Annotated in this window: 23 protein-coding genes; 5 read left to right on the top strand and 18 right to left on the bottom strand. The window is 72.4% G+C overall.

All coding sequences use genetic code 11. From position 1 onward, the window contains the following. Window positions 1–3: 3 nt before the first annotated feature. The 4 genes from AC0VY3_RS07590 to AC0VY3_RS07575 form a co-directional block, all read right to left on the bottom strand. A complete protein-coding gene (locus AC0VY3_RS07590; protein WP_181010939.1) occupies window positions 4–1,032 on the bottom strand; it encodes a GTPase Era in 1,029 nt (342 codons plus the stop codon). A gap of 60 nt (window positions 1,033–1,092) precedes the next feature. Next, a complete protein-coding gene (locus AC0VY3_RS07585; protein ID WP_103510132.1) occupies window positions 1,093–2,040 on the bottom strand; it encodes a WxL protein peptidoglycan domain-containing protein in 948 nt (315 codons plus the stop codon). A gap of 145 nt (window positions 2,041–2,185) precedes the next feature. Continuing rightward, the gene (locus AC0VY3_RS07580; RefSeq protein ID WP_103510133.1) at window positions 2,186–3,535 is read right to left on the bottom strand and encodes a beta-xylosidase; all 1,350 of its coding nucleotides are present in this window, start codon (window positions 3,533–3,535) and stop codon (window positions 2,186–2,188) included. A gap of 308 nt (window positions 3,536–3,843) precedes the next feature. Then, the gene (locus tag AC0VY3_RS07575; RefSeq protein ID WP_103510134.1) at window positions 3,844–4,206 is read right to left on the bottom strand and encodes a cytidine deaminase; all 363 of its coding nucleotides are present in this window, start codon (window positions 4,204–4,206) and stop codon (window positions 3,844–3,846) included. 253 nt (window positions 4,207–4,459) lie between these two features. On the opposite strand from AC0VY3_RS07575, the gene AC0VY3_RS07570 reads away from it, so the two are divergent. After that, the gene (locus AC0VY3_RS07570; protein ID WP_475549255.1) at window positions 4,460–5,041 is read left to right on the top strand and encodes a DUF4352 domain-containing protein; all 582 of its coding nucleotides are present in this window, start codon (window positions 4,460–4,462) and stop codon (window positions 5,039–5,041) included. A gap of 93 nt (window positions 5,042–5,134) precedes the next feature. Here the strand turns inward: AC0VY3_RS07570 and AC0VY3_RS07565 are convergent, their stop codons facing one another. The 5 genes from AC0VY3_RS07565 to AC0VY3_RS07545 all read right to left on the bottom strand — a co-directional run bounded on the left by AC0VY3_RS07565 (window position 5,135) and on the right by AC0VY3_RS07545 (window position 9,783). Beyond that, window positions 5,135–5,488, bottom strand: coding sequence for an MmcQ/YjbR family DNA-binding protein (locus AC0VY3_RS07565; protein ID WP_103510136.1), 354 nt, complete (start codon window positions 5,486–5,488; stop codon window positions 5,135–5,137). Further along, on the bottom strand, window positions 5,485–6,783 hold the full coding sequence (locus AC0VY3_RS07560; protein ID WP_103510137.1) for a hemolysin family protein: 1,299 nt from the start codon (window positions 6,781–6,783) through the stop codon (window positions 5,485–5,487). The genes AC0VY3_RS07565 and AC0VY3_RS07560 overlap by 4 nt, the downstream gene beginning before the upstream one ends. Beyond that, window positions 6,780–7,277 (bottom strand): rRNA maturation RNase YbeY, encoded by a 498-nt coding sequence (ybeY, locus tag AC0VY3_RS07555; protein WP_003969265.1) that lies wholly within the window; start codon window positions 7,275–7,277, stop codon window positions 6,780–6,782. The genes AC0VY3_RS07560 and ybeY overlap by 4 nt, the downstream gene beginning before the upstream one ends. Before the next feature lie 12 nt (window positions 7,278–7,289). Further along, window positions 7,290–8,354: a PhoH family protein gene (locus AC0VY3_RS07550; protein ID WP_103510138.1), complete on the bottom strand. Its 1,065-nt coding sequence runs from the start codon at window positions 8,352–8,354 to the stop codon at window positions 7,290–7,292. A 163-nt stretch (window positions 8,355–8,517) separates the two neighbouring features. After that, window positions 8,518–9,783, bottom strand: a complete 1,266-nt coding sequence (locus AC0VY3_RS07545; RefSeq protein WP_475549254.1) for a PfkB family carbohydrate kinase — start codon at window positions 9,781–9,783, stop codon at window positions 8,518–8,520. A gap of 372 nt (window positions 9,784–10,155) precedes the next feature. Between AC0VY3_RS07545 and AC0VY3_RS07540 the strand changes: the two genes are divergently transcribed. Next, on the top strand, window positions 10,156–11,520 hold the full coding sequence (locus AC0VY3_RS07540; RefSeq protein ID WP_103510140.1) for an MFS transporter: 1,365 nt from the start codon (window positions 10,156–10,158) through the stop codon (window positions 11,518–11,520). Here the strand turns inward: AC0VY3_RS07540 and AC0VY3_RS07535 are convergent. The 7 genes from AC0VY3_RS07535 to hrcA form a co-directional block, all read right to left on the bottom strand. Next, window positions 11,484–12,476: an adenosine deaminase gene (locus AC0VY3_RS07535; protein ID WP_475549253.1), complete on the bottom strand. Its 993-nt coding sequence runs from the start codon at window positions 12,474–12,476 to the stop codon at window positions 11,484–11,486. The two genes, AC0VY3_RS07540 and AC0VY3_RS07535, sit on opposite strands and share 37 nt — an antisense overlap. Window positions 12,477–12,508: 32 nt before the next feature. Then, on the bottom strand, window positions 12,509–13,423 hold the full coding sequence (locus tag AC0VY3_RS07530) for a ribonuclease Z (protein ID WP_103510142.1): 915 nt from the start codon (window positions 13,421–13,423) through the stop codon (window positions 12,509–12,511). Between the two features lie 26 nt (window positions 13,424–13,449). Further along, window positions 13,450–13,809, bottom strand: coding sequence for a histidine triad nucleotide-binding protein (locus tag AC0VY3_RS07525; protein WP_103510143.1), 360 nt, complete (start codon window positions 13,807–13,809; stop codon window positions 13,450–13,452). Between the two features lie 69 nt (window positions 13,810–13,878). Beyond that, entirely contained in the window at window positions 13,879–14,625 is a 747-nt protein-coding gene (locus AC0VY3_RS07520; RefSeq protein WP_103510144.1) for a 16S rRNA (uracil(1498)-N(3))-methyltransferase, read from the bottom strand. Next, window positions 14,622–15,695, bottom strand: coding sequence for a nitronate monooxygenase (locus tag AC0VY3_RS07515; protein ID WP_103510145.1), 1,074 nt, complete (start codon window positions 15,693–15,695; stop codon window positions 14,622–14,624). Before AC0VY3_RS07515 ends, AC0VY3_RS07520 begins: the two co-directional genes overlap by 4 nt. Window positions 15,696–15,828: 133 nt before the next feature. Then, window positions 15,829–16,971: a molecular chaperone DnaJ gene (gene dnaJ, locus AC0VY3_RS07510; protein ID WP_103510146.1), complete on the bottom strand. Its 1,143-nt coding sequence runs from the start codon at window positions 16,969–16,971 to the stop codon at window positions 15,829–15,831. Then, the gene (hrcA, locus tag AC0VY3_RS07505) at window positions 16,972–17,988 is read right to left on the bottom strand and encodes a heat-inducible transcriptional repressor HrcA (RefSeq protein ID WP_006124340.1); all 1,017 of its coding nucleotides are present in this window, start codon (window positions 17,986–17,988) and stop codon (window positions 16,972–16,974) included. A gap of 174 nt (window positions 17,989–18,162) precedes the next feature. On the opposite strand from hrcA, the gene AC0VY3_RS07500 reads away from it, so the two are divergent. From AC0VY3_RS07500 to AC0VY3_RS07490, 3 genes are all read left to right on the top strand, one after another. Further along, the gene (locus AC0VY3_RS07500; protein ID WP_475549252.1) at window positions 18,163–18,894 is read left to right on the top strand and encodes an MBL fold metallo-hydrolase; all 732 of its coding nucleotides are present in this window, start codon (window positions 18,163–18,165) and stop codon (window positions 18,892–18,894) included. 55 nt (window positions 18,895–18,949) lie between these two features. Continuing rightward, window positions 18,950–19,768, top strand: coding sequence for a DUF3097 domain-containing protein (locus AC0VY3_RS07495; protein ID WP_475549251.1), 819 nt, complete (start codon window positions 18,950–18,952; stop codon window positions 19,766–19,768). Between the two features lie 167 nt (window positions 19,769–19,935). Beyond that, entirely contained in the window at window positions 19,936–22,812 is a 2,877-nt protein-coding gene (locus AC0VY3_RS07490) for a hypothetical protein (RefSeq protein WP_475549250.1), read from the top strand. A gap of 15 nt (window positions 22,813–22,827) precedes the next feature. Here AC0VY3_RS07490 and hemW read toward each other — a convergent pair whose 3' ends face one another. Together hemW and AC0VY3_RS07480 are read right to left on the bottom strand one after the other, a co-directional pair. Next, window positions 22,828–24,069, bottom strand: a complete 1,242-nt coding sequence (gene hemW, locus AC0VY3_RS07485; RefSeq protein WP_475549249.1) for a radical SAM family heme chaperone HemW — start codon at window positions 24,067–24,069, stop codon at window positions 22,828–22,830. Window positions 24,070–24,100: 31 nt separating this feature from the next. Further along, a complete protein-coding gene (locus AC0VY3_RS07480; protein ID WP_103510152.1) occupies window positions 24,101–26,077 on the bottom strand; it encodes an ATP-binding SpoIIE family protein phosphatase in 1,977 nt (658 codons plus the stop codon). Between the last annotated feature and the right edge of the window lie 84 nt (window positions 26,078–26,161).

Raw genomic sequence — 26,161 nt, 5'->3', positions numbered from 1 at the left:
CGCCTAGAAGCCCAGCTTGCGCAGCTGCTTGGGATCGCGCTGCCAGTCCTTGGCGACCTTCACATGCAGGTCCAGGAAGACCGGCGTGCCGAGCAGCGCCTCGATGTGCTTGCGGGACTTGGTGCCGACGTCCTTCAGCCGCTGGCCCTTCGGGCCGATGATGATGCCCTTCTGGCTGGGGCGCTCGATGTAGACGTTGGCGTGGATGTCCAGCAGCGGCTTGTCCGCCGGACGGTTCTCGCGGGGCAGCATCTCCTCGACGACGACCGCGATGGAGTGCGGCAGCTCGTCGCGTACGCCTTCCAGCGCGGCCTCGCGGATCAGCTCCGCGACCATGACCATCTCCGGCTCGTCGGTGAGGTCGCCCTCCGGGTAGAGCGGCGGGCTCTCCGGGAGCAGCGGGGCGATGAGGTCGGCGAGCAGGCTCACCTGGCCTGCCCCTCGCCCACCACCACCCTTGCCCGAGGGACTGCGTCCCGCCCCCTGCTCCTCCTTGACCGCCGAGACCGGAATGATCTCGGCCCACTCGAAGCCCAGCTCGTCGGCGAGCGCGGAGACGGCGAGGAGCTGTTCGGCCAGCGCCTTGGACTCGACCAGGTCGGTCTTGGTGATGATGGCGATCTTGGGGGTCTTCCTGATCCCCGCGAGCTCCTTGACGATGTACTTGTCGCCGGGGCCGAGCTTCTGGTCGGCGGGCAGGCAGAAGCCGATGACGTCGACCTCGGCCCAGGTCGTCCGCACGACGTCGTTGAGCCGCTCGCCCAGCAGCGTGCGCGGCTTGTGGAGGCCGGGGGTGTCGACCAGGATCAGCTGCGCGTCGTCACGGTGCACGATGCCGCGCACCGTGTGCCGGGTGGTCTGGGGGCGGTTGGAGGTGATCGCCACCTTCTGACCGACGAGAGCGTTCGTGAGGGTGGACTTGCCGGCGTTGGGGCGGCCCACGAAGCAGGCGAAGCCTGCCCGGTGGGGGGAGGTGGTCTCCGCTTGCGGGGCAGCGGATTCTTGGTTCGGTCGAGCGCTCATGGCGACCATTCTCCCCGATCCCGGCGGCGCTGCCGCACAGCGGGCCGGGCGAGGCCCGTCAGGAACGCCTCAGGCCGTACGCGTACGGCGTCGGCGGGCCCGTGCCCACAGGGCCGTACCGGCCGCGACGAGCACGGCGAGCAGCCCGGCCACGAGCCACGGCACGGCCAGGAACGTGACGGCCGCCGACTCCCGGGTGCCCTTCGCGGTGGCGGTGAGTTCGACCTCGGCCCGGTCCAGCTGCGGTGCGCCGTCCCAGGTCTCGGTCAGCCGGACCTGCTGGCGGGGCAGCAGCTCGGCGGGCAGCTTCGTCAGAGCGCGCGCCAGCAGGGTCCGGCCGAAGAGGCCCTCGGCGCGCAGGGCGACGGCGGGGGCGAGGGTGACGTTGCCCCGGTTGTGCAGGGTGTACGAGATGACGGCGCGGCTCCTGCCGGTACCGGGCACCAGCGGGCGGTCCTGCTCGATCCGGATGTCCTCGACGGAGAGGGCGGGCACGGTGGGCCCGTTCACCCGCAGGTGGATCCGGGCGCCGACGGCCCTGCGGACCCCGACGGCGAGGGTGCCGCGCCGGGCGGTCCCGACCCGTTCGTCCAGGGCGATCAGGGCGCCGGGGTGGTCGCCCGGCTCGGCGTTCTCCGGGACGGTGATGGTCAGTGGCACGGTGACCGAGGCCTTGGGGCCCACGGTGACGGTGTCCCGGTCGGTACGGGCCCAGGCTCCGATGGAGCGCTGCCGCTCCTTACGGTCGCGGACGGCGAAGCCGCCGTCGCGCGGGGTGTTGTAGGCGTCGGCCGCGTACAACCGCAGGGTCAGCGGCTCCGCGGTCTTGTTGGTGACGGTGACCCGGTCGGTGAGCGTGCTGCCGGGGGCGGCGGAGAGGTAGAGGGAGGGTCGCTCGCCGGACGGGCCGGTGGCGGGCTGGACGGACCAGCTGCCGTTGTCGGCCGGGTGGGCGGCGGGCGCGCCGAGGAACAGCAGGAGGGCCCCTGTAAGGAGGAGTACGGAGAACTTGCGCACGGTGCGGGACCCCCAGGACGTGTCCGGGCGAAGTGGGCCGGCCGGGTGCGCGCCCGGCCCACGGTGGATCAGGAGCGGGACCTCACCGGAGGGTGGGGGCCTGTGCTCCCGGGCGGTGGGAGCGGGACCTCACGGAAGGGTGGCCTCACGTGAGGGTGAGGGTCAGCACTCCCGCGTAGGAACCGGCCCCGGTGAACGCCGGCACGTCCAGGGAGAGGCCCGCGTCGACGGTGAACTCCCCTCCGGTGGCCGCCCCGTCGGGCGTGGACGCCAGGGTGGCCCCGGCGCTGCCGACCGTTCCGGCGCTGCCCGCCGCGCAGGTGCTCGGGCTGCCGGGCTTGGTGGCGCAGGACGGGGTCCAGTCGAGGGCGTCGGCGCTGATCCGTGCCCCGCCCGGGCCCTTGAAGTCGGTGACCTTGCCGGTGAGGGACCAGCCCGCGGGGCCGCCGCGGAAGTCCTCGACGGTCACCGTGCGCAGCTCGCCGGTGGAGGCGCCGCCCCGGCCGAAGTCGACCCCGGACAGCTGGACGCTGTCGCCGGCCTGGGTCATGGACAGGGTGCCCGCCCGGACGGTCGTGGTGAGCTGCTGGCTGCCGTCGGGGATCTCACCGCCCCCGGTGACGGTGTACGCCTGCGGTCCCGCGCCCTTCTCCGCGTCCCAGGCGCCGCCCTCGTAGGCGACGATGCCGGTGGTGTCCGGGTCGCTGACGGTGAGCCGGGCGGTGAAGGCCCCGGATCCGTCGGCGGTGGCCGTGGCGGTGTCGCCGGTCTGCGCGTCGCCGTCACGGCCCGCCACGGTGATGCCCGCACCCGGGGCGAACTTCGTGCCGGTGACGGTGACCTCGTCGCCCGGCTGCCCGGAGGCGGCGGAGAGCTGGATGGCCCGCTCGTTGACCTGGCCACCGCCGTCGGTGGCGACGACGGTCTCCGACACGGGGGCGGGCGGGCCCGTCACCGTGCAGGGGGTGTCCAGCTCCATGATGTAGCTGGTGTGGATGTTGTAGTCGCCGGGCGACAGGGTGATCTCACCGGGCGCGGTGACGGTGAACGTGCCCGTCATGGAGAACGACGGGAAGGTGCCCTTGCCGGGGACCGGGTCGTTCTTCTTCGGCCCCGCGACGGTGACGTCACCGCTCTGCGCACCGCCCAGGGTGACCTTCCCGGTCGGCGTCATGATGTCGGCGGGCAGCGCCAGGTCGACGGGGTTGCTGGCGGCGGGCTCGACCACGGTGTAGGTCACGGCGACGGTGTCGCCGACCTGCGGGGTCGCGTTGTCGACGGTGATCTGCGCGGTCGTGGTGCCGTCGATGGGCGGGATGCCCGCGATGGGCGGCGGGATGCAGTGGGTGGGGAAGTCCACCGCGACGGAGGCCGTCGCGGCGGCCTGCGCCGGGCCCCCGAGCAGCCCTCCCCCGGTGACGACGAGTGCGGTGATGCCCAGGGCGGCGGCCCAGCGGCGCCGCGGTTCGGTGGATCTTCGCATGGTCGGTCGCATGAATTCGGTGCCCTCCTGCGGAAAGCGGCACGGCGGCTCTTCCGTACCGGCAGGGGCCATTGATGACCCGGGCGAAAAAGAAGTCAATGCAGACGATTCGCGGCGACTGATGGCCCATCAGGTGCTGTCAAGATCGGCGCTCCTCCTGGTCAGGCGCCCGGACAGCACGGTGCCCCGCGCCGGGCAGGACGCGGGGCACCGCTCAGAGCTTTGCGGGCTCGGGGCACGCCGGACTCCGGGCACTTCAGGCCCCGGGCACTTCAGGCCCCGGGCACTTCAGGCTCCGGGCGCATCAGGCCTCCTTCGGCTCAGCCCGCCGTCACACGGAGCCGCAGCGTGCCGTCCGGGGCCGCGAGCAGCACCGGCGTGTCCGGTCCGCCGAGGTCCCGTACCGCGGCCCGGTCGTCGTCGGAGAGCGTCTCGGCGGCAGAGACGACCGCGGCCGCCTCCAGCGAGCCGGCGCCGCTGGCCACCGCCATGGCGACGGCGGTCTGCAGCGCGCTGAGCTTCAGCGACTCCAGCGCCACCGTGCCCGCGACGTACGTGCGTCCGGTCTCGTCGCGTACGGCCGCACCCTCGGGCACACCGTTGCGGGCGCGGGCGCTGCGCGCCAGAGTAACGATCTTGCGGTCCTCGGCGTCGAGGCCGGTGGTGTCGGTGGTGTCGGTCATGGCACGAGCATACGAAGCGGGCGCCGGACCCGCGCAGGTCACCCCGGCACCGGAAGCCCCCGTCCGTACGGGACCGCTCACCCCGGCACCGGATACACCGAGCCGCGCCGACCCTCGGGCGAGGCGGGCCACTGGAGCGCTGAGCGTCGGCCCGCCCCTCCCCCAGCGGCACCATCGTCATCTCCTCAAAAACCACACATGTTCAACACTGAACCGTCATGATGGCCCCACACGAGCCGCACAAGGGGGGCCCATGCGCCGCAGCACGATCATCTCCGCCATCGCCGCAGTCGGAATACTGCTCACCGCGACCGCCTGCACCGACGACGAGATCACCACCAAGCCCGCCAAGACCGGCTCCGCCGCCGAAGCACCCGCGGCGAGCAGCGAAGCCGCCGAGGCCCCGGAGCTGGCCAAGGACGCCAAGGTCGGCGACACCATCACCCTCAAGGGCCAGGACGACGGCGAGCAGGTCGACGCCGTCCTCAAGAAGGTGGTCGACCCCGCGCCCTCCGCGGACGAGTTCTTCGGCCCGGAGGACGGCAACCGTTGGATCGCCGCACAGTTCGAGCTGACGAACACGGGCAAGGCCCCGTACTCGGACAGCCCGTCGAACGGGGCTCAGGTTGCCGACGCGGACGGGCAGCGGTTCCAGGCAACGTTCGCGGACACGTCCGCAGGACCGTCGATGACGTCGGACGCGAAGGTCCCGCCGGGCGAGAAGGTGCTCGGGTGGATCACGTTCGAGGTACCGAAGGCGTCGAAGATCGTCACGGTGCAGTTCGGGCTGAACTCCGGCTTCGCCGAGCAGACCGGCCAGTGGAAGGTCTCCTGAACACCCAACCGCCCCGTTGCCCCACCGCCGGGGCAACGGGGCGCCCCGGCGGAACCCTGCGGCACCACGCCCGCAGGCTGCCGGCCACGCTTCCTACGCCCGGTCCAGGCGCAGCCGCTCCGCCTTCGGGAGACCGGCGACCACCAGGTCGTAGGAGTCCTCGATCATTTCGCGCAGCAGCCGGTCCGGGACGCCGGAGACGGTGACCGTGTTCCAGTGGCGCTTGTTCATGTGCCAGCCGGGCACGATCGCGGGGTGCGTCTCGCGCAGCCGGATCGCCTCGTCGGGATCGCACTTGAGGTTGACCGTGAGCGGCCGCCCGTCCAGCGCGGTGAGGGCGAACAGCTTGCCGAGCACCTTGAACACGGAGGTCTCCGGGCCGAACGGGAACTCCTCCACGCTCGCGTTGAACTCCAGGCAGAAGGCCCGCAGCCGCTCCGGCGTCATACCGCTTCCTTCTCCCCGGTCTCCTGGTGCTCCGGCTCCACGAGCACCGTGACGATCTTGTTCCGGCGGCCGGCCGGGGACTCGGCGGTGAGGCGGAGCCTGCGGCCGTCGGGCAGCTCGACCGTGGCCGAGGCTCCGGCGATCGGCACCCTGCCGAGCGCCTTGGCGAGCAGACCGCCGACGGTCTCCACGTCCTCGTCGTCGTACTCGTCGAGGTCGAAGAGGTCGCCGAGGTCTCCGATGTCGAGCCGGGCGGTGACCCGGTAGCAGCCGTTCTCCAGCTCCTGGACGGGCGGCAGCTCCCGGTCGTACTCGTCGGTGATCTCGCCGACGATCTCCTCCAGGATGTCCTCGATGGTGACGATGCCCGCGGTGCCGCCGTACTCGTCGATGACGACCGCGACGTGGCTGCGGTCCTGCTGCATCTCGCGCAGCAGGTCACCGGCGTTCTTGGTGTCGGGGACGAAGGCGGCCGGGCGCATCGCGGTGGAGACCGGGTCGGCCTCGGACTCGCGGTTGATGTGCGTCTTGCGGACCAGGTCCTTGAGATAGACGATCCCGACGACGTCGTCCTCGTTCTCGCCGGTGACCGGGATCCGGGAGAAGCCGGAGCGCAGGGCGAGGGTGAGGGCCTGGCGGATCGTCTTGTAGCGCTCGATGGAGACGAGGTCGGTGCGCGGCACCATGACCTCGCGGACCAGGGTGTCGCCCAGCTCGAAGACGGAGTGCACCATGCGGCGCTCGTCGTCCTCGATGAGCGACTCCGCCTCGGCGAGGTCGACCATGGCGCGCAGCTCGGCCTCGCTGGCGAACGGGCCCTTGCGGAACCCCTTGCCCGGGGTCAGCGCGTTGCCGACGAGGATCAGCAGCTGCGGGATCGGCCCCATGATCCTGGCCAGCGGCAGCAGCACGTACGCCGATGCCGTGGCCGTGTTCAGCGGGTGCTGGCGGCCGATGGTGCGCGGGGAGACGCCGATGGCGACGTAGGAGACGAGGACCATCACGCCCATCGCGACGGCCAGCGCCTCCCAGGTCTCGGGGAGCTCCTGGAGGCAGGCGTAGGTGACGAGGACCCCGGCCGACATCTCGCAGGCCACCCGCACCAGCAGGGCGACGTTGAGATAGCGGGTCGGGTCGGCGGCGATCTGCGCCAGCTTCGCGCTGCCGCGCCGCCCGGAGCGGACGGCTTCGTCCGCCCGGAAGCTGGAGGTGCGGGCGATGCCGGCCTCCGCGCAGGCGGCGAGCCAGCCGGCCATGACCAGCAGGACGGCGCCGACGATCAGGGGCGCGCTCACGAGACGGTGGGGGCGGGGGACGCGCCGGTGAGCCCGTGCTCCCCGCGCCAGCCGTCCACGATGGCGGCCTGGAGACCGAACATCTCGGCCTTCTCGTCCGGCTCCTCGTGGTCGTACCCCAGCAGGTGCAGCACTCCGTGGACGGTCAGGAGCTGGAGCTCCTCGTCCATGGAGTGCTGCGTCGGGGCCTCTTCGCCCTGCTTCTTCGCGACCTCCGGGCAGAGCACGATGTCGCCGAGGAGCCCCTGCGGGGGCTCTTCGTCGTCCTTGGCCGGCGGACGCAGTTCGTCCATCGGGAAGGACATGACATCGGTCGGACCGGGAAGGTCCATCCACTGGATGTGCAGCTGCTCCATGGCGTCGGTGTCCACCACGATCACCGAGAGCTCGGACAGCGGGTGGATCCGCATCCGGGCCAGTGCGTAGCGGGCGATGTCGAGGATCGCCTGCTCGTCGACCTCGGTTCCGGACTCGTTGTTGACGTCGATCGACATGGTGCGCTGCGACTACTTCCCTTTTCGACGGTCGCGTCGGCCGTCCTGGCGGTCTTCCGCCCGACCGTCCTGCTGACCGTTTCGGCTGTCGTACTTCTCGTACGCGTCGACGATACGGCCGACGAGCTTGTGCCGGACGACATCCTGGGAGGTGAGGCGCGAGAAGTGCACGTCGTCCAGGCCCTCCAGGATCTCCTGGACCTGCCGCAGCCCGCTCTTGGTGCCGCTCGGCAGGTCGACCTGGGTGATGTCACCGGTGATGACGATCTTGGAGTCGAAGCCGAGGCGGGTGAGGAACATCTTCATCTGCTCGGCGCTGGTGTTCTGCGCCTCGTCGAGGATGATGAACGCGTCGTTCAAGGTCCTGCCACGCATATAGGCCAGCGGCGCGACCTCGATCGTGCCCGCCGCCATCAGCCGCGGGATCGAGTCGGGGTCGAGCATGTCGTGCAGGGCGTCGTAGAGCGGACGCAGATACGGGTCGATCTTGTCGAACAGGGTGCCCGGCAGGAAGCCGAGCCGCTCCCCCGCCTCGACCGCGGGCCGGGTCAGGATGATCCGGCTGACCTGCTTGGACTGGAGCGCCTGGACCGCCTTGGCCATGGCGAGGTAGGTCTTTCCCGTACCGGCGGGACCGATGCCGAACACGATCGTGTGCTCGTCGATCGCGTCCACGTACCGCTTCTGGTTGAGCGTCTTGGGGCGGATGGTGCGGCCGCGGTTGGAGAGGATGTTCTGCGTGAGCACCTCGGCGGGCGTCTCGCCCTGTGGCTCTCCCTGTCCGTTGCCGGCCGCCCTGAGCATGGCGATCGACCGTTCCACTGCGTCCTCCGTCATCGGCGCTCCGGTGCGGAGCACGAGCATCATCTCGTCGAACAGGCGTTGGATGAGAGCGACGTCGGCAGCCTCGCCCGTGGCACTGATCTCGTTGCCCCGGACATGGATGTCGGCCGCCGGGAAAGCCTCTTCGATCACGCGCAACAGCGAGTCGCCCGATCCGAGGAGCATCACCATGGGGTGTGCGGCCGGGATCCTGATCTGGGCACGCGCCTGCGGCTGTGTGGGTGACTGAGTCATGGGCCGGCCCTATGGCCTGCGCATACCTCCCGTTGCAGGGTTCTCGCTGCTCGACAACCTCTGGATTACCAAGCCTACGACCTGGCGCTGACAACGCAGAGTGCTTTTACCGCCCGTGTGTACGACCCGGGCGGCCGCGGTGCACGACCCGGCCGACGTCCGCTCACTGGCGGAAGCCGATCGTGGGCACCGCGCGCCGCAGCGGCCAGGCGCGTGCCGTGGTGGGCAGGAGGTCGTCCAGGAAGGCGTAGCGCTCCAGGGCGGCGGGGTCCTGGCCCGCGCAGGTGCGGATCCGCTGCCACCAGGCGGCGACCTCGGCCCAGCCGGGGGCGGAGAGCGAGCCGCCGAACTCCTGGACCGAGAGGGCGGCGGTGAGTCCGGCGAGGGCGAGCCGGTCGGCGAGCGGCCAGTCGGCGAGGGTGCCGGTCACGAAACCGGCGACGAACACATCCCCGGCGCCGGTCGGATCGAGCGCCTCCACCTCGATGGCGGGCACGGCCGCGGCGGCGCCGGTGCGCCCGTCGACGGCGTACGCGCCCTCGGCGCCCAGGGTGACCACGGCGAGCGGGACGCGTTCGGCGAGCGCGTGGGCGGCGGCGCGCGGGCAGTCCGTACGCGTGTAGCGCATCGCCTCCTCGGCGTTGGGCAGGAACGCCTCGCAGTGCGCCAGGTCGGGCAGGGCGTCCAGATCCCAGCGACCGGTCTCGTCCCAGCCGACGTCGGCGAAGATCAGCGCGCCGTCCCGGGCGGCGGTGGCCACCCAGGGCTCGGTCCGGCCCGGGGCGAGCGAGGCGATCGCGGCCCGGGCACGCGGCGGACAGTGCGGGAAGGCCGGGCCGGGCGCGGTGGGTTCGGTGCATTCGGTGGGTTCGGTGGGTTCGGTGGGTTCGGTGGCGGCTGAGCCTTTCGCAGGCTCAGCGGCCCCGGTTGCGGCAGGAGCCCCGCTGGACCCAGGAGCCCCGGTGGCCGCAGCAGCCCCGCCGGCTCCCAGGGCCCCGGTGTCCCCCGCATCCCCGCTGGGGGCCGGGGCCTCGTGGCCGTGGGAGACCATCGTGCGCTCGCCCTCGTACGCCATCGAGACGGTGACCGGCGAGTGCCAGCCGGGGACGGTGTGCGACATCGACAGGTCGATGCCCTCCCCCTGCTCCAGGGCGTCCCAGCAGTACTCCCCGTAGTGGTCGTCGCCGAAGGCCGCGGCGAGCGAGGTGCGCAGTCCGAGGCGGGCGAGGGCGGTGGCCATGTTGGCGACGCCGCCCGGGCTGGATCCCATCCCCCGGGCCCAGGACTCGGTACCGCGCACGGGCGCGCTGTCCAGGCCGGTGAAGATGATGTCGAGGAAGACCGTGCCCGTCAGGAAGACGTCACAGGCGGGGTCGCGAGGGGCGCGCAGCGCCAGCAGCGGGTCGATGCCCGGAGTGTCTGTGCTCACCGTGCGCTCCCGGGGTCGTGCGGCGGATCTCGGCCGGATCCGGACCGTGTGAGATGCGGCCAGTCTGCCCGATCGGCACAGGGGAACGCAGTGTCCGCGCCCATATGTTCGCAGCACGTCTGACCTGCATAAACATGCGCTAATACCCGGAGCTTCCCTGCATAAACGCATAAGTGACCCAGATCACATCGAGGCGGCTTTCGAGGAGCCGGGAGCGCTTGATACAAATTGCCCCGCGAGCACCTTCGGGCACGTTGTCCGACGAGAGCCGCAATCTCCTGGCATATCGCCTTACCTCCGCAGTACCCGCATGCCCTCCCGCAGTACCCCTCCCCCTCCCCTGCCTGCTCAGGCATGTCTTCAGGAACGCCCATGTCCTCGCGCCCCGGTGCCGCGTGGCCCCTGGTTGCCGTCTTCACCGCCGGCTACCTCGCCTCCTACCTCCTCCCCACCGTCGTCGGCCGGCTCAGCGCCCATCTCGGGCTGAGTCCCGCCCAGGCGGGCCTGGTCGGCAGTGCTCTGCTCCTCAGTTCGGCCGGTGCCGGCTTCACCCTGGCGGGCCGGGTCGAGCGGTACGGGGCGCGCACCCCCGCCCGCGCCGGGCTGCTGCTGGCCGCCATCGGTTACGGCTGTGCCGCCCTCGCCGGGTCCGTACCCCTGGTGGTGCTCGGCGTGGTGGCCGGCGGCTTCGGCTCGGGTACGGCGACGGCGGTCGCCGCGGCCGGGATCGCCGCCCGGCGCGACCCGCACCGGACGTCCTCGCTCGGGCTGCTCACCGTGTCCGCCACGGCGGGCGTCCTCTATCTGACGATCCCCCACCTCGGCGGCGGCCACCGGCTTCCGTTCGCCGCGATCGCCCTGGTGGCCCTGCTCGTCTGGCCCGCGACCGCCCGGCTCGGCGGTGCGACGACGGCCGAGGAGACCGCCTCGCCGGTCACCGGCCGGCTCCCGCATCGCCGTTCCGGGCTCGTCCTGGCGGGCGGCATGCTCGTCTGGTCCATGGCGCAGAACGCGCTGTGGGGTGTGAGCAGCCGCATCGGCATCACGCAGGCGGGACTGACCGAGGTCACCGTCGGCGCCGTCTTCGCCGCCGCCCTCGGCGCGGGTCTGCTGGGCGTCATGGGGGCCGGGCTGCTCGGCGCCCGGCTCGGCCGGGCGGTGCCGATCGGGCTGGGGACCGTGGTCATCGCGGCGAGCATCGTGCTCAGTTCCTCGGCGCGGGACCTCGGTTCGTTCGCGACCGGCGAGGTGCTGTGGAACGCCTTCTACCCGGTGGTCCTCTCCTACCTCATCGGGCTCGCCGCCTCCCTGGACGTACGCGGCCGCTGGGCGGTGCTGGCGGGCTCCGCCTCCTCCGTGGGGGTGGCCTGCGGTCCGCTGCTGGGCAGCGTGCTCTCCGAGGGGGCCGGCTATCCGGTGATGGGGCTGATCCTGGGGGCGGCCACCCTGCTGGTCGCCGCGCCGGTGACGGCCGTGGCGCTGCACACCGGCGGCCGTCCGCTGGTGTCCGGTTCGGTGCGCCGCCGTGGTGGCGCCCCGGCCGCCCTGCTCGCCGCCACCACCGGCGGCGGCCTGTCCGGCGCGGTGCCGAAGCTCGGTTCGCCAGAGCAGGCCGTCACGGAGCTGCGCGTACCGGCCCTGCGGCGCAGGCGGCTGGTGCGCAGCGCGATCCGGACGGCCGGTCCCGACGGTGGCTCCGGTCAGTCGAACGCGTACGCCTCGACCTCGGACAGATAGCGCGCCCGGCGCTCCTCGTCGTGGTCGAGGAAGGCCGCCTCGAAGGAGTTGCGGGCCAGGGTGCGCAGTTGCTCCGGTTCCAGGGCGAGCGCGTCCCGTACGGCGTCGAAGTTGTCCCCGGCGTACCCGCCGAAGTAGGCGGGGTCGTCGGAGTTGACCGTGCAGAGCAGCCCCGCCGCCATCATGCGCGGCAGCGGATGGTCGGCGAGCTTGTCCACCGTGCGCAGCCGGACGTTGGAGAGCGGGCAGAGCGTGAGCGGCACCCGGTCGGCGACCAGCCGGGCCACCAGCTCCGGGTCCTCCAGGCAGCGCAGCCCGTGGTCGACGCGCTCGACGCCGAGGATGTCCAGGGCCTCCCGGATGTACTCCGGCGGGCCCTCCTCCCCCGCGTGGGCCACCTTGCGCAGGCCGAGGGCGGCGGCCTCCTCGTACACCGCGCGGAACTTGGCGGGCGGGTGGCCGACCTCGGCGGAGTCCAGGCCGATCGCGCTGATCCGGTGCAGATAGGGCTTGGCCGCGTCCAGGGTGCCGAGGGCCGATTCGGCGGACAGGTCGCGCAGGAAGCACATGATCAGCTGGGTGGAGACGCCGTGGGTCTCCTCGCTGCGCTCCAGCGCCCGGCCGAGGCCTTCGACCACCGTGCCGATCGCGACGCCCCGGGCGGTGTGGGCCTGCGGGTCGAAGAAGATCTCGGCGTGCCGCACACCCTGGGCGGCGGCGCGGGCGAGGTAGGCGTCGACGAGTTCGGCGAAGTCCTCCTCGGTGCGCAGGACGGCCATCAGCGCGTAGTAGAGGTCGAGGAAGGACTGGAGGTCCTCGAACTCGTAGGCGGCACGCAGTTCGTCGGTGGTGGCGTACGGCAGGGTCACTCCGTTGCGCTCCGCGAGCGCGAAGGCCAGCTCGGGTTCGAGGGTGCCTTCGATGTGGAGGTGGAGTTCTGCCTTGGGGAGGTGCACGGTGTCTCGCAAACGGGGGTGGGGGTGGTGGATCAGGCGTGGTGCCGGGTGGGCAGGGGGACGCGGATCAGGTCCTGGGCGACGGTGAGTTCGCCGTCGAATCCGGCGGCGCGGGCCTGGGCCTCGAAGCGTTCCGGGTCGTTGTAGCGCTGGGAGAAGTGGGTCAGCACCAGGTGGCGCACGCCCGCCTCCTTCGCCACCCGGCCGGCCTGTCCGGCGGTCAGGTGCCCGTGGTCGACGGCCAGCTTCTCGTCCTCGTCGAGGAAGGTCGACTCGATGACGAGCATGTCGCAGCCTTCGGCCAGCGCGTACACCCCGTCGCAGAGCCGGGTGTCCATGACGAACGCGAACCGCTGTCCGCGCCGGTGTTCGGAGACCTGCTCCAGAGTGATGCCGCGAAAAGCTCCTTCGCGCTGCAGGCGGCCGACGTCCGGTCCGGCGATGCCGTGCTCCTTGAGGAGGGCGGGCAGCATGCGCCGGGTGTCGGGCTCGGTGAGGCGGTAGCCGTACGACTCGACGGGGTGCGAGAGCCGGTGGCTGTCCAGGGTGTACGCGGAGGCGGTGGCGAGGACGCCGCCGGCTCCGGCGACCGGGGCCTGGGTCAGCTGGACGGTCTCGCGGTAGGCCGTGGCGTACCGCAGCCGGTCGAAGAAGTGCTGCCCGCTCGCCGGGTAGTGCGCGGTCACCGGGTGCGGCACCTGGTCGAGGTTGATCCGCTGGATCACCCCGGCGAGCCCGAGGGAGTGGTCGCCGTGGAAGTGGGTGATACAGATCCGGTCGATGTCGTGCGCGGCGACCCCGGCCCGCAGCATCTGGCGCTGGGTGCCCTCGCCGGGGTCGAAGAGGATGCCCTCGCCGTCCCAGCGCAGCAGACAGCCGTTGTGGTTGCGGTGCCGGGTGGGGACCTGGCTGGCGGTGCCGAGCACCACCAACTCGCGTACGGACATGGGGAGAGGCTCCTGCCGGGAGGGTGCTATCCGGGCGGCCACTGGAGGCCGCGGCCGCCCAGGACGTGGGCGTGCGCGTGGAAGACCGTCTGGCCGGCGCCGGAGCCCGTGTTGAGGATGATCCGGTAGCCGGTGGAGTCGACCTTCTCGTCGGCGGCGACCGCTCCGGCCTCGGTCAGCACGTCCGCGGCGATTCCCGGTTCGGCGGCGGCGAGGGAGGCGGCGTCCGGGTAGTGGACCTTGGGGATGACCAGGACGTGGGTCGGGGCCTGCGGGTTGATGTCGCGGAAGGCGACGGTGGTCTCGCTCTCGCGGACGATGGTCGCCGGAATCTCTCCCGAAACGATCTTGCAGAACAGGCAGTCGGTCTGCGGCTCTCCCGCCATGGCCGGGCCTCCTCGTTCGCTGGTGATCCGTGGTGATCAGTACAGGGGCATGCTATCGCCGGGCCCCGTTCATCCCCAGCGCCCCGTGCGTCCCAGCAGCAGTGCGGTCGCGGCGGTCCCGGCGGTGGAGGTGCGCAGCACGCTGCGGCCGAGGCGGTAGGGGCGGGCGCCCGCCTCGGCGAAGGCGGCCAGTTCCTGCGGGGAGACGCCGCCCTCGGGGCCGACGACGAGCACGATCGTGCCGGTGGCGGGGAGTTCGGCGGTGGCGAGCGGGGTGCTGTCGTGGTCGCGGTCCTCGTGGAGGACCCCGGCGAAGTCGGCGTCGGCGAGCAGGGTGGCGACCTGCTTGGTCGTCATGGCGTCGGCCACCTCGGGGAAGCGCACCCGGCGGGACTGCTTGCCCGCCTCGCGTGCCGTGCTGCGCCACTTCGTCAGGGCCTTGGCGCCCCGGTCGCCCTTCCACTGGGTGATGCAGCGGGCCGCCTGCCAGGGCACGATCGCGTCGACGCCGGTCTCGGTCATCGTCTCGACGGCCAGCTCGCCCCGGTCGCCCTTGGGGAGCGCCTGGACGACGGTGATCCGGGGCGTGGGCTCCGGCTCCTCCTGGACGCCCGCGTGGAGCGTGACGGTGAGGCGGTCCTTGCCCTCGACGGTGAGGACGACGCCGTCCGCCCAGTGGCCGAGGCCGTCGGTGAGGACGACGTCCTCGCCCGGCTGGAGCCGCTTGACGGAGACGGCATGCCGTCCTTCGGGGCCGTCCAGGACGGACTCCGGTCCGGTGGGCATCCGTTCGACGACGAAGACCGGTGCGGTCACCGGGGGCTCCTCATGCTCAGGGCCGCCCGGGCGGCCTCCAGTTCGGCGGCGAGCAGTTCGATCAGCTCGCCGGCGGGCAGTTCGCGGGCCATCCGGTGGCCCTGTCCGGCCCACAGCGCCATGCCCTGGGCGTCGCCGGCCTTGGCTGCGGCCTGGCGCAGCCCGCTGGTGACGTAGTGGACCTGGGGGTAGGCGGCGGGGGCGTACGGGCCGTGTTCGCGGACGAAGCGGTTGACCAGGCCGCGGGCGGGCCGCCCGGAGAAGGCGCGGGTCAGCTCGGTGCGGACGAACAGCGGGTTGGTGAGGGCCTGCTTGTGCAGCGGGTGCGCGCCGGACTCGGGGCAGATCAGGAAGGCGGTGCCGAGCTGGGCGGCGTCCGCGCCGGCCGCGAGGGCGGCGGCGATCTGGGAGCCGCGCATCAGGCCGCCGGTGGCGACGATCGGGATCTGCACGGTCTCGCGGACCTGGGCGAGGAGGGAGAGCAGTCCGGTGCCGGTCTGGTAGAGCTGCGGGTCGTCGCGGTGGGTGGACTGGTGGCCGCCCGCTTCGACGCCCTGGACGCAGACGGTGTCGGCGCCCGCCCACTGGGCGCTCTGGGCCTCCTCGGCCGAGGTGACCGTGACGACGGTGTGCGTACCCGCGCGGGCGAAGGCGTCGAGGGTGTCGCGGGTGGGGCAGCCGAAGGTGAAGGAGACCACCGGGACCGGGTCCTCCAGGAGGATCGCGACCTTGGCCTCGTAGCCGTCGTCGCCGCTGCTGTCCGGGTCGCCGAGCGGGGTCTCGTACCAGGCGGCCTCGCCGGCGAGCTGGTGGCGGTAGACCTCGACGGCGCTGGGGTCGGCGAGGGCGGGCTGCGGCATGAAGAGGTTGACGCCGAACGGTCCGCCGGTGAGCCGGCGCAGCTGTTTGATCTCGTTGTACATCCCGTCCGCCGTCTTGTATCCGGCGGCCAGGAATCCGAGCCCGCCGGCTTCGGCGACGGCGGCGGCGAGCTGGGGTCCGGACGCGCCGCCCGCCATGGGGGCCTGCACGATCGGATACCGGCAGAGATCGGTCAACTCGGAGGACATGACCGCATCGTGCCATGTGCCCGCGCACGGGGCCGAATCAGCCAGCCGACAGCTTGACCGGTTCTCCCGCCATACGCCGCACCGCCCGCCGGTCGGGAACCGGCGGGCGGTGCGGTGAAAGGCAGAAAGCGGTTCAGCGGCCGTTGAACGCGTCCTTCAGACGGGAGAAGAGGCCCTGCTGACCTGGCTGGAATTGACCCAAGGGCCGTTCCTCGCCGCGGAGCTTGGAGAGCTCCCGCAGCAGCCGTTCCTGCTCGGGGTCGAGCTTGGAGGGGGTCATCACCTCGACGTGCACGATCAGGTCGCCCCGGCCGCCGCCGCGCAGATGTGTGATCCCGCGCCCGTGCAGCGGCACGGACTGGCCGGACTGGGTGCCGGGCCGGATGTCGATCTCCTCCAGACCGTCCAGCGTCTCCAGCGGGCACTTGGTGCCCAGGGCCGCGGCCGTCATGGGGATGGTGACCGTGCAGTGCAGATCGTCGCCGCGCCGCTGGAAGACGGCGTGCGGCAGCTCGTGGATCTCCACGTACAGGTCGCCGGGCGGGCCGCCGCCGGGGCCGACCTCGCCCTCTCCGGCGAGCTGGATACGGGTGCCGTTGTCGACGCCCGCCGGGATCTTGACCGTGAGCGTGCGCCGCGAGCGGATGCGGCCGTCGCCGGCGCACTCCGGGCAGGGGGTGGGCACGACGGTGCCGAAGCCCTGGCACTGCGGGCAGGGCCGCGAGGTCATGACCTGGCCCAGGAAGGACCGGGTGACCTGCGAGACCTCACCGCGGCCGCGACACATGTCACAGGTCTGGGCGGAGGTGCCGGGGGCCGCGCCCTCGCCGCTGCAGGTGTTGCAGACGACGGCCGTGTCGACCTGGATGTCCTTGGTGGTGCCGAAGGCCGCCTCGTTGAGGTCGATCTCCAGCCGGATCATGGCGTCCTGGCCGCGCCGGGTACGCGAGCGGGGCCCGCGCTGTGCGGCGTTGCCGAAGAACGCGTCCATGATGTCGGAGAAGTTGCCGAAGCCGCCGGCTCCGAAACCGCCCGCGCCACCGCCGCCTCCGCCGTTCGCGGAGAGCGGGTCGCCACCGAGGTCGTAGACCTGCTTCTTCTGCGGGTCCGAGAGCACCTCGTAAGCGGCGTTGATCTCCTTGAACCGCTCCTGGGTCTTCGGGTCCGGGTTGACATCCGGGTGCAGCTCGCGGGCGAGCCGACGGAATGCCTTCTTGATCTCGTCCTGAGACGCGTCGCGGCGCACGCCGAGTACGGCGTAGTAGTCCGTGGCCACTTACGACTCCGCCAGGATCTGTCCGACGTAACGTGCCACTGCGCGTACCGCTCCCATCGTTCCGGGGTAGTCCATGCGGGTCGGTCCGACCACGCCGAGTTTGGCGACTGCCTCGTCGCCCGAACCGTAGCCGACCGCGACGACGGACGTGGAGTTGAGCCCCTCGTGGGCGTTCTCGTGCCCGATCCGTACGGTCATGCCGGAGTCCGTGGCCTCACCGAGCAGCTTCAGCAGGACGACCTGTTCCTCCAGTGCTTCCAGCACCGGCCGGATCATCACCGGGAAGTCGTGTCCGAAGCGGGTGAGGTTGGAGGTGCCGCCGATCATCAGCCGCTCCTCCGTCTCCTCGACCAGGGTTTCGAGGAGGGTGGAAAGGACGGTGGAGACCGTCCCCCGGTCCTCGCTGTCGAAGGATTCCGGCAGTTCCTGCACCAAGCGCGGGACATCCGCGAAGCGGCGTCCGACGACCCGGCTGTTGAGCCGGGCCCGCAGATCCGCGAGCGATGCCTCGCCGAACGGCGCAGGGCAGTCGATCATACGCTGTTCGACCCGGCCGGTGTCCGTGATCAGGACGAGCATCAGCCGGGCGGGGGCCAGCGAGAGCAGCTCCACGTGCCGCACCGTCGAGCGGGTCAGCGAGGGGTACTGCACGACGGCGACCTGCCGGGTCAGCTGCGCGAGCAGCCGCACCGTCCGGCCGACCACGTCGTCGAGGTCGACCGCGCCGTCGAGGAAGTTCTGGATGGCCCGGCGCTCGGGCGAGGAGAGCGGCTTGACGCCCGCGAGCTTGTCGACGAAGAGGCGGTACCCCTTGTCGGTGGGGATGCGCCCCGCGCTCGTGTGCGGCTGGGCGATGAAACCCTCGTCCTCCAGCACCGCCATGTCGTTGCGGACGGTGGCCGGGGAGACTCCCAGCCGGTGCCGCTCGGTGAGCGCCTTGGAGCCGACGGGCTCCTCGGTGCCGACATAGTCCTGGACGATGGCGCGCAGCACTTCGAGTCTGCGTTCGCTGAGCATCGCGCACACCTCCAGCTGTGTTTCTCCGGATCTCTCCGGTGTCCGGCTGGCACTCGGTACGTACGAGTGCCAGCGATCCCGTCGTCAGTGTACGGGGGTGGGGTGGGGCCGGGGCAAGGGCGACCGGCCACGCTCCCACGAGACCGCGCAGGTCGTTGCCGATAGCGTCCTGGTATGGACGTCGCTTGGGAAGACTTCGGCTGGGAGCGGTTGGGCAACGGTATCGGCAGGCGGCGGCTGCCCGGCTGGGACGCCACCGCCGGGCTGGTCGCCGGGCCGGACGGGGTGCTGCTGTACGACACGGGCGCGACCCTGCGCGAGGGCGTGGAGCTGCGCCGGCAGGCGGAGGCGCTGCTGGGGCGGAGGGTGACGCATATCGCACTGAGCCACCCGCACTTCGATCATGTCCTGGGCGCCGCCGCGTTCGCCGGGGCGCAGGTGTACGGGGCGGTGGGCGTCGGGGCGCTGCTGCGGGACGGGGCGGAGCAGCTGTGCGCCTCGGCGGTGCGCCACGGGGTCACGGAGGACGAGGCGGCCCGGTCGGCGGACACGCTGGTGGTCCCGCACCACGAGGTGTGCGGCGACTGGACGCTCGACCTGGGCGGCGGCCGTCAGGTGCTGCTGGCGAACGTGGGCCCGGGGCACAGCGGCCATGACCTCGCGGTGCTGGTGCCCGGCGCGGACGGCGGGCCTCCGGTGGTGTTCTGCGGTGATCTGGTGGAGGAGTCGGGCGAGCCGCAGGCGGGCTCGGACGCGATCACCTCGCGCTGGCCGGCCGCGCTGGAGCGGCTGCTGGCGCTGGGCGGCGAGGACGCGCTGTACGTACCGGGGCACGGGGCCGTGGTGGACGCGGCCTTCGTCCGGGCGCAGCGGGCATCGCTGGCGGAGCGGTTCGCGGTGGCGTGAGGATCTTCGGGGCGGGGTGAGGTTCTTCACGGCGGCGGCCGATTATCGTCGGGCCATGCGCAGCTACCAGCCGGACCTGACCCCGCCGTGGAAGCGGTCCGCCCCCGTGCCCGAGGTGCCCGCCGAACCCGATCTGGTGGTGGAGGAGGTCGCCAGCGGCTTCTGCGGTGCGGTGATCCGCTGCGAGAAGACGGCGCAGGGTCCGACGGTGACCCTGGAGGACCGGTTCGGCAAGCACCGGGTGTTCCCGATGGAGCCGCGCGGCTTCCTGCTGGAGGGCAAGGTCGTCACGCTGGTGCGCCCGGGCCCCGGTGGTCCCGTGCGTCCCGCCCGTACGGCTTCCGGTTCGGTGGCGGTGCCCGGGGCGCGGGCCCGGGTGGCGCGGGCCGGGCGGATCTATGTGGAGGGCCGGCACGACGCGGAGCTGGTGGAGCGGGTGTGGGGCGACGACCTGCGGATCGAGGGCGTGGTCGTGGAGTACCTGGAGGGTGTCGACGACCTTCCGGCGATCGTCGGGGAGTTCGGGCCGGGTCCCGACGCCCGGCTGGGGGTGCTGGTGGACCATCTGGTGCCCGGTTCCAAGGAGTCCAGGATCGCCGCGCAGGTGACCGGTGACCATGTGCTGGTGGTGGGGCATCCGTACATCGATGTGTGGGAGGCGGTGAAGCCGTCCTCGGTGGGGATCGACGCCTGGCCGGTGGTGCCGAGGGGGCAGGACTGGAAGACCGGCGTGTGCCGGGCGCTGGGGTGGCCGGAGAACACCGGCGCGGCCTGGCAGCACATCCTGTCGAAGGTCCGCAGCTACAAGGACCTGGAACCTCAACTCCTGGGCCGGGTAGAGGAATTGATCGATTTCGTCACGCTTCCGGACTGATGTCCCCGGGCTGAGGCCCGTTCATCCCGGATGATCATGTGCCGATCCCTGGGAATGCCTGCGCCCCACACGCACCATCGGTTAGTGAGAGGGAAGAACGGGCAGGCGGTTCACGGGCCGAAGGGTTCGAGGGAGCCGAAGGGTCCACGGGGGAAGGACACGGGGCGATGGCGCGCGAGGTCTGGCGGGACAGTGCGGACAACGAGGCGGCCTCGGCCGTCTTCCACCTGATGCAGCAGCTGATAGACCGGTACCGGGTCAACCGGCCGGTGATGCCGCTCGTGGTGGCCCAGGCGGCGGACGCCGGGGCCGGGCCGGAGATCGACGCCCGGGTGGAGCGGGTCGTCCACCAGGTGCACCGGGCCAACGAGTTACGCCGGGTGCCGGTGCGGCTGCTGGACGGCGAGGGCGCCACCCCGTACGAGGCGGCGCTCGACATGGTGCGCACGCTCTCCGAGAAGCCGTGGGAGACCCGCGAGAACACCCAGTACAAGACCTTCTCCTTTCCCCGCTCCCGGCTGCTCGGGGCGATCGAGCAGGCCACCGCGACGGTGGTCGAGCAGTCGCACGGCAACACCTCCGAGGTGCGCGAGGAAAGGATTCTGGAGCAACTGAGCCGGCTGCGCTGGCGGTCCGGCCGGCCGCGCCGGGGCAGCTGGTGGGAGTCGCTGCGGGAGTCGGTGCGGCCCGAGACGTTCGTCGGCGCGCTCTTCATCGCCCTGCTCAGCGTGCTGCTCGGCGAGATCGACTGGCTGCTGACGGCCCTGGTGGCGTCCGTCGCGCTGCTCGGGCTCGCCGTGGTGGGCCTGGCGAGCCGGGCCGCGCCGCCGCTGCTGTGGCTGCGCCGGGCCAGCCGCTGGTTCGCCACCACCTCGTCGCTGGCCGCGTCCAGCACCGGCTATCCGTCGGACGGCTGGTCGTGGTTCTCGCCCAGCGGTTCCTGGCGGGTGATCCGCGCGCGGGCGGCGGCGGTCGCGGAGCGGGTGGCGGACGCGGGGGCGGGCGACGAGCACGCGCGCCAGTTCCATCTGGAGCTGCGGGTGCAGGCGCTGCTGGAGGACCTGCGGCACAACTACCGCCCGCACTCCCTGGACTGGCGGCGCAGCAAACGCACGGTCCCGCCGGTGGTGTTCCTGCCCCGGGCCACCCAGGACAACGGCGGCATCCTGCTGATCAACGCGATCAACAACGTACGGTCGCGGCGCAGCGAGGTCGATCCGCTGCTGCTGCTCGCCTCGCTGCCGGCCTCCGAGATCATGCGGCACACCCCGCCGCTGCCCCCGGAGCGGCCGGGTCCGGGTGCTCCGGCCGGGTCCTCCGGGGCGCGGGCCCGTTACGAGCGCTGGGTCGACGATCTGAGCCTGGGCCAGTCGCCGGTGGCCGCGGCGACCCTGGCGTGGGTGCTGTTGCTGCCGCTGTCGACGGAGAAGCTGACGCATGAGCACGCGCACGCGCAGCTCGTCACCCACCGGGTGCGGCGGACCTGGGCGTGGTGGGTGATGTCGCGGGCGAGCATCGCCGTGGTGGTCGTGGGCTCTTTGCTGGGGGCGTTCCTGTGGGCCGGGCACTGGCGCGAGACGTACTGCCACGGGCCGCTGACCGACCGGAACACGGACGCGATCTGGGCGGGGAAGGGGGACGACCGGGAGTGCGTGGGGGTGGCGACCGCGCCCGAGGTGCTCTTCGCGCGGGGCAACGACCTGGAGCTGAACGGGGCGGGCAAGGGCGTCACCTTCGAGCGGATCGAGCAGGAGATACGCGCCGAGAACGCCGACATCGCGCCGGGCGACGCGTATGTGACGGTCGTGTACGCCGGTCCGCTGACCGCCGCGGGCAAGGACCGGGAGGCGACCCGCAAGGGCCTGGAGGAGCTGACCGGCGTCTACCTCCAGCAGCGGGCGGTGAACAAGACCGTGGGCCGGTCGGTGAAGCTGCGGGTGCTGACCGCCAACGGCGGCGAGGACATGTTGCAGCAGCTCACCGCCGTACGGAAGATCATCGAGGTGGCCCGGCGGGACCCGTCGGTGGTCGGGGTGGTCGGTCTCGGGCGCAACACCTACGAGAGCGACGACGCGACGCGGCTGCTGCGCGATGCCGGGCTGCCGCTGGTGAACACGACGAACTCCAGCGGCGAGTTGCCCCGCCGGTTCCCCAACTACTTCGGCCTGGCGGCGACGGACGCGGAGCAGACGTACGCGCTCGGGCTGGTCGCCCGGCAGGTCGCGAAGGGGCTGGACCGCCCGCACGCGATCGTGCTGTCGCGCGGGGACCGCAACGGTGATCTGGACCGGTACACCGCCGAGCAGCGGGCCGCGGGCAAGGAGATGCTGCGGTCGTCGGGCTTCTCGCTGGGCCGGGACGTGGCCTACGACCTCGCGGGCGGGGCGAGCCTGAACGCCCCGCTGACCACCATCTGCCAGGCCGAGCGGGTGCCGGACGCGCTGTATTTCGCGGGGCGGGTCGAGGACGTGCCGACGCTGATGGCGGGCCTGTCGGGCACCACCGGGTGCTCGGACCGGCGGATGACGGTGTTCACGGGGGACGATCTGACGAAGGGCACCTTCGACGACAGCACCTCGATCGCGGCCAACGTCACGCTCTACCACAGCTCCCTCGCCCCGCTGGACCGCGGAAAGAACCTCGGCTTCTACGGCGACGCGTACCGCACGCTGCGGGCGCTGCACCCGGACGGGGAGGTCGCCGCGCTGGTCTCGGGGCGTCCGGCGTACGAGGACGAGCTGTTCGCCAGCGGGCAGACCGTCATCTCCTACAGCGCGACGGCCGCGCTGTACGACGCCGCGGCGCGCGGCGACAAGCGCCGGAGCGCGGCGGAGACCTGGGCGACGCTGCACACGGTGGACCTCAACAACATGCCCACGGGGACGATCTCGTTCAGCCGGGCGAAGTCCTCGGTCTCGGACAATGTGCACGGTCTCAACATCGTCAAGGTGGTCCGGCCGGGGCCGAGCGCCGAGCGGACGCTGGTGTGCGGCAAGCCGGCCGGGGTCGCGCCGCCGCTGACGGCGAAGGACTGCAGGCCGTGAGGCCCCGCGTCCTGTTCAGTCGACCAGGTCGCGGACGACGGCGTCGGCCAGGAGCCGCCCGCGCAGGGTGAGGACCGCGCGGCCCTTCCCGTACGGTTCCGGGTCCAGCAGCCCGTCGGTCAGGGCGCGGCGGGAGGCGGCGAGGCCGTCGGGTTCGAGGAGGCCGAGCGGGCAGCCCTCGCGCAGCCGCAGCTCCAGCAGGATGCGCTCGACCCGGCGGTCCTCGTCGCTCAGCACCTCGCGGCCCGCGCCGGGCGTGCGGCCCTCGGAGAGCGCCTGGGCGTACGCGCCGGGGTGCTTCACGTTCCACCAGCGCACGCCGCCGACGTGGCTGTGCGCGCCGGGGCCGGCGCCCCACCAGTCGGCGCCGCGCCAGTACAGCTCGTTGTGGAGGCAGCGGCCGGCCTCGGTGGTGGCCCAGTTGGAGACCTCGTACCAGTCGAAACCGGCGGCGGCGAAGGCCTCGTCCGCGATGAGATAGCGGTCGGCGTGCACGTCGTCGTCGGTCATCGGGATCTCGCCGCGCCGGATGCGGCGGGCGAGCTGGGTGCCCTCCTCGACGATCAGTGCGTACGCGGAGACATGGTCGGGGCCCGCGCCGATCGCGGCGTCCAGGGTGGCCCGCCAGTCGTCGTCGGACTCGCCGGGGGTGCCGTAGATCAGGTCGAGGTTGACGTGGTCGAATCCCGCCGCGCGCGCCTCGGCGACACAGGCCTCGGGGCGGCCGGGGGTGTGCGTTCGGTCCAGGATCTTCAGGACGTGCTGCTTGGCGCTCTGCATGCCGAAGGAGACCCGGTTGAAACCGCCCTCGCGCAAGGCCGCGAGGTAGGCCGGATCGACGGACTCCGGATTGGCCTCGGTGGTGATCTCGGCGTCCTCCGCGAGCCCGAACTCCTCCTTGATCGATGCCAGCATCCGTACGAGATCGGCGGCGGGCAGCAGCGTGGGCGTGCCGCCGCCGACGAAGACCGTACGGACGGGACGCGGGTCGTCGCCGAGGACCTTGCGGGCCTGGCGGACCTCCTCGATCAGGTGGGCGGCGTAGTTGTCGCGGGAGGCCAGCGCTCCGCCGGAGCCGCGCAGCTCGGTGGCGGTGTAGGTGTTGAAGTCGCAGTAGCCGCAGCGGGTGGCGCAGTACGGCACGTGCAGATAGAAACCGAGCGGGCGGTCGGCTGCGCCTTCCAGGGCGTGGCGGGGCAGCGCCCCGTCGTCGGGCACGGGCTCACCATCGGGCAGTACGGAAGGCATACCGACCATTGTCGCTCGCCCCGGAGGCGTATTGCTCCGCTCACTCCGCGTGCAGCACCAGCAGGGCCACGTCGTCGTCCGGCGGCTGCTCGGCGAACTCGTGGACCGCTCGCCGGATCCGCTCGGCGGTGGCTTCGGCGGGCAGCCCGGCGCACCCGGCCAGCACCCGGGCCAGCCCGTCCCCGTCGTCGAACATCAGCGGGCCCGACCGCCGCTCGGTCACCCCGTCGGTGACGCAGAGCAGGGTGTCCCCGGGTGCGAGGCCGAAGGTCTGGCTCTCGTACGCCACGTCCTCGACGACCCCGAGCAGCACCTGGGGTTCGGCGGCCGGTCGTACGGAGCCGTCGGGGCGCAGCAGCAGCGGCAGCGGGTGTCCGGCACTGGCGACCGTGCAGCGGACCCCGCCGTCCGGGAGCGGCACGACCTCCCCGTACAGCAAGGAGAGGAACCGCGACTGGGTGCCGTCGTGGAGCTGCTGGCCCCCGGCGGCGGCGACCATCAGGGCGGCGGCCTCGGCGGCCTCCATGGCGTCGTCGAGGAGCAGGCGGTTCAGCCGGTCCAGGACCTCCCCGACGCCGAAGCCCTCGCGGGAGAGCAGCCGCAGCCAGGGGCGGGCGAGGCCGGTGACGACGGCGGCCTCGGGGCCGGAGCCCTGGACGTCGCCGAGGACGAAGCACCAGCGGTCGCCCGGGCACGGGAAGATGTCGTAGAAGTCACCGCCGACCACGCCGTCGTCGCTCGGTTCGTAGACGAGGGCGCTGGTGACGCCGGGGATCTCGGCGACCTTGCTGGGCAGCAGGCCGCGCTGGAGGATCCGGCTGATGGTGGCCTGCCGGGTGTAGGCGCGGGCGGCGCCGACCGCGAGCCCGAGGCGGCGGACGAAGTCCTCGATGAGCGAGGCGACGGCCTCCGGCACCTGGGCGACGCCCTCACGGCCGACGAGTACGGTCCCGAGCGCCCGGCCACCGGCGGTGATCCGGAACGCGAGCGCGGCCCCGTCCCGGCCGCCGGGGTACGGAGGCGGCGCCTCCTCGGCCTCCGCGGGCCGATCGGCCGGACGGGCGGGCCAGGGCACGGGTACGGAGACGGGGCCGGAGCCCGCCCCGGCGGGGAGCTTGGGCGGGGTGTTCTCCAGGGCGGTGCGCAGCGGCTCGGTGCCGGTCTCGTCGCTGTGCCAGACCCGGGCGAGCCGGGGCTCGGCGGCCGGTCCCCCGCCCTCGGTCTCCAGCCAGATCGCGCACCAGTCCGCCAGCCGGGGCACCAGCAGCTGGCCCGCTATGGCGGCCACCAGGTCCTCGTCGAGCTGCCCGGCGAGCAGGTCGGAGGCCTCGGCGAGGAAGGCCGGGGCGCCCCGGCTGTCCCAGACCGCGTCGTCGCGTTCGGTGCGCCGGGCGGCGGGGGCGAGGATCTCGGCGGCGCGCAGGCCGCGCCGGAGGGCCTCGCCGTCGGGCGGGGAGGGCGGGGCGCTCCAGTCGTCGACGGGGAGGCGGGCCCAGACGGTCTTGAGGCCGGTGCGGTAGGTGATGCCCCAGGAGTCGGCGAGGGTGGCGACGAGCTGGAGGCCCCGGCCGTACTCGGCGGGGTCCGGCAGCTCCCCCGCGACCGCCGCGTCCGGTTCCGGCCCGGGCTCCGGCTCGTCGCCGCTGACCGGGCGGGCCGGGTGGTGGTCGGTGACCTCCAGGACGAGGGCGGCCGTCGGCTCGTCGTCACCGCCCTCCTCCTCCAGCCTGAGGACCAGGTCGACCGTGGTTCCGGCGTGCACCACGGCGTTGGTGACCAGTTCGTTGGTGACGGTCACGGCGTCGTCGGCCAGCCGGTCGCTGAAGCCCACGGCGGCGGGTACCCCGAGCCCGGTCCACTCGGCGAGCGCGGCGCGCACGAAGCGGCGGGCGGCGGACGGGGCGAGGGGTATGCCGGGCAGGCTGGTGCGGCTGGCAAGGCGCGGGCCGTGCGCGTACCGGGCACGGGTGGTGCCGGGACGCTGCACGGTGTCCCGCTGCAAGGGAATGGGCGCCACGGTGCGGCTCCTACGGTCCGACGACACCGACAGGGTGACAGACCGACCGCATCCATAAGCACCGAGTTACCGAAGTGAGCAGAA

The organism is Streptomyces sp. iso_384, assembly GCF_056172905.1.
Note: the sequence above shows the minus strand (reverse complement) of the source record. Positions and strands in the feature narration are given on the sequence as shown.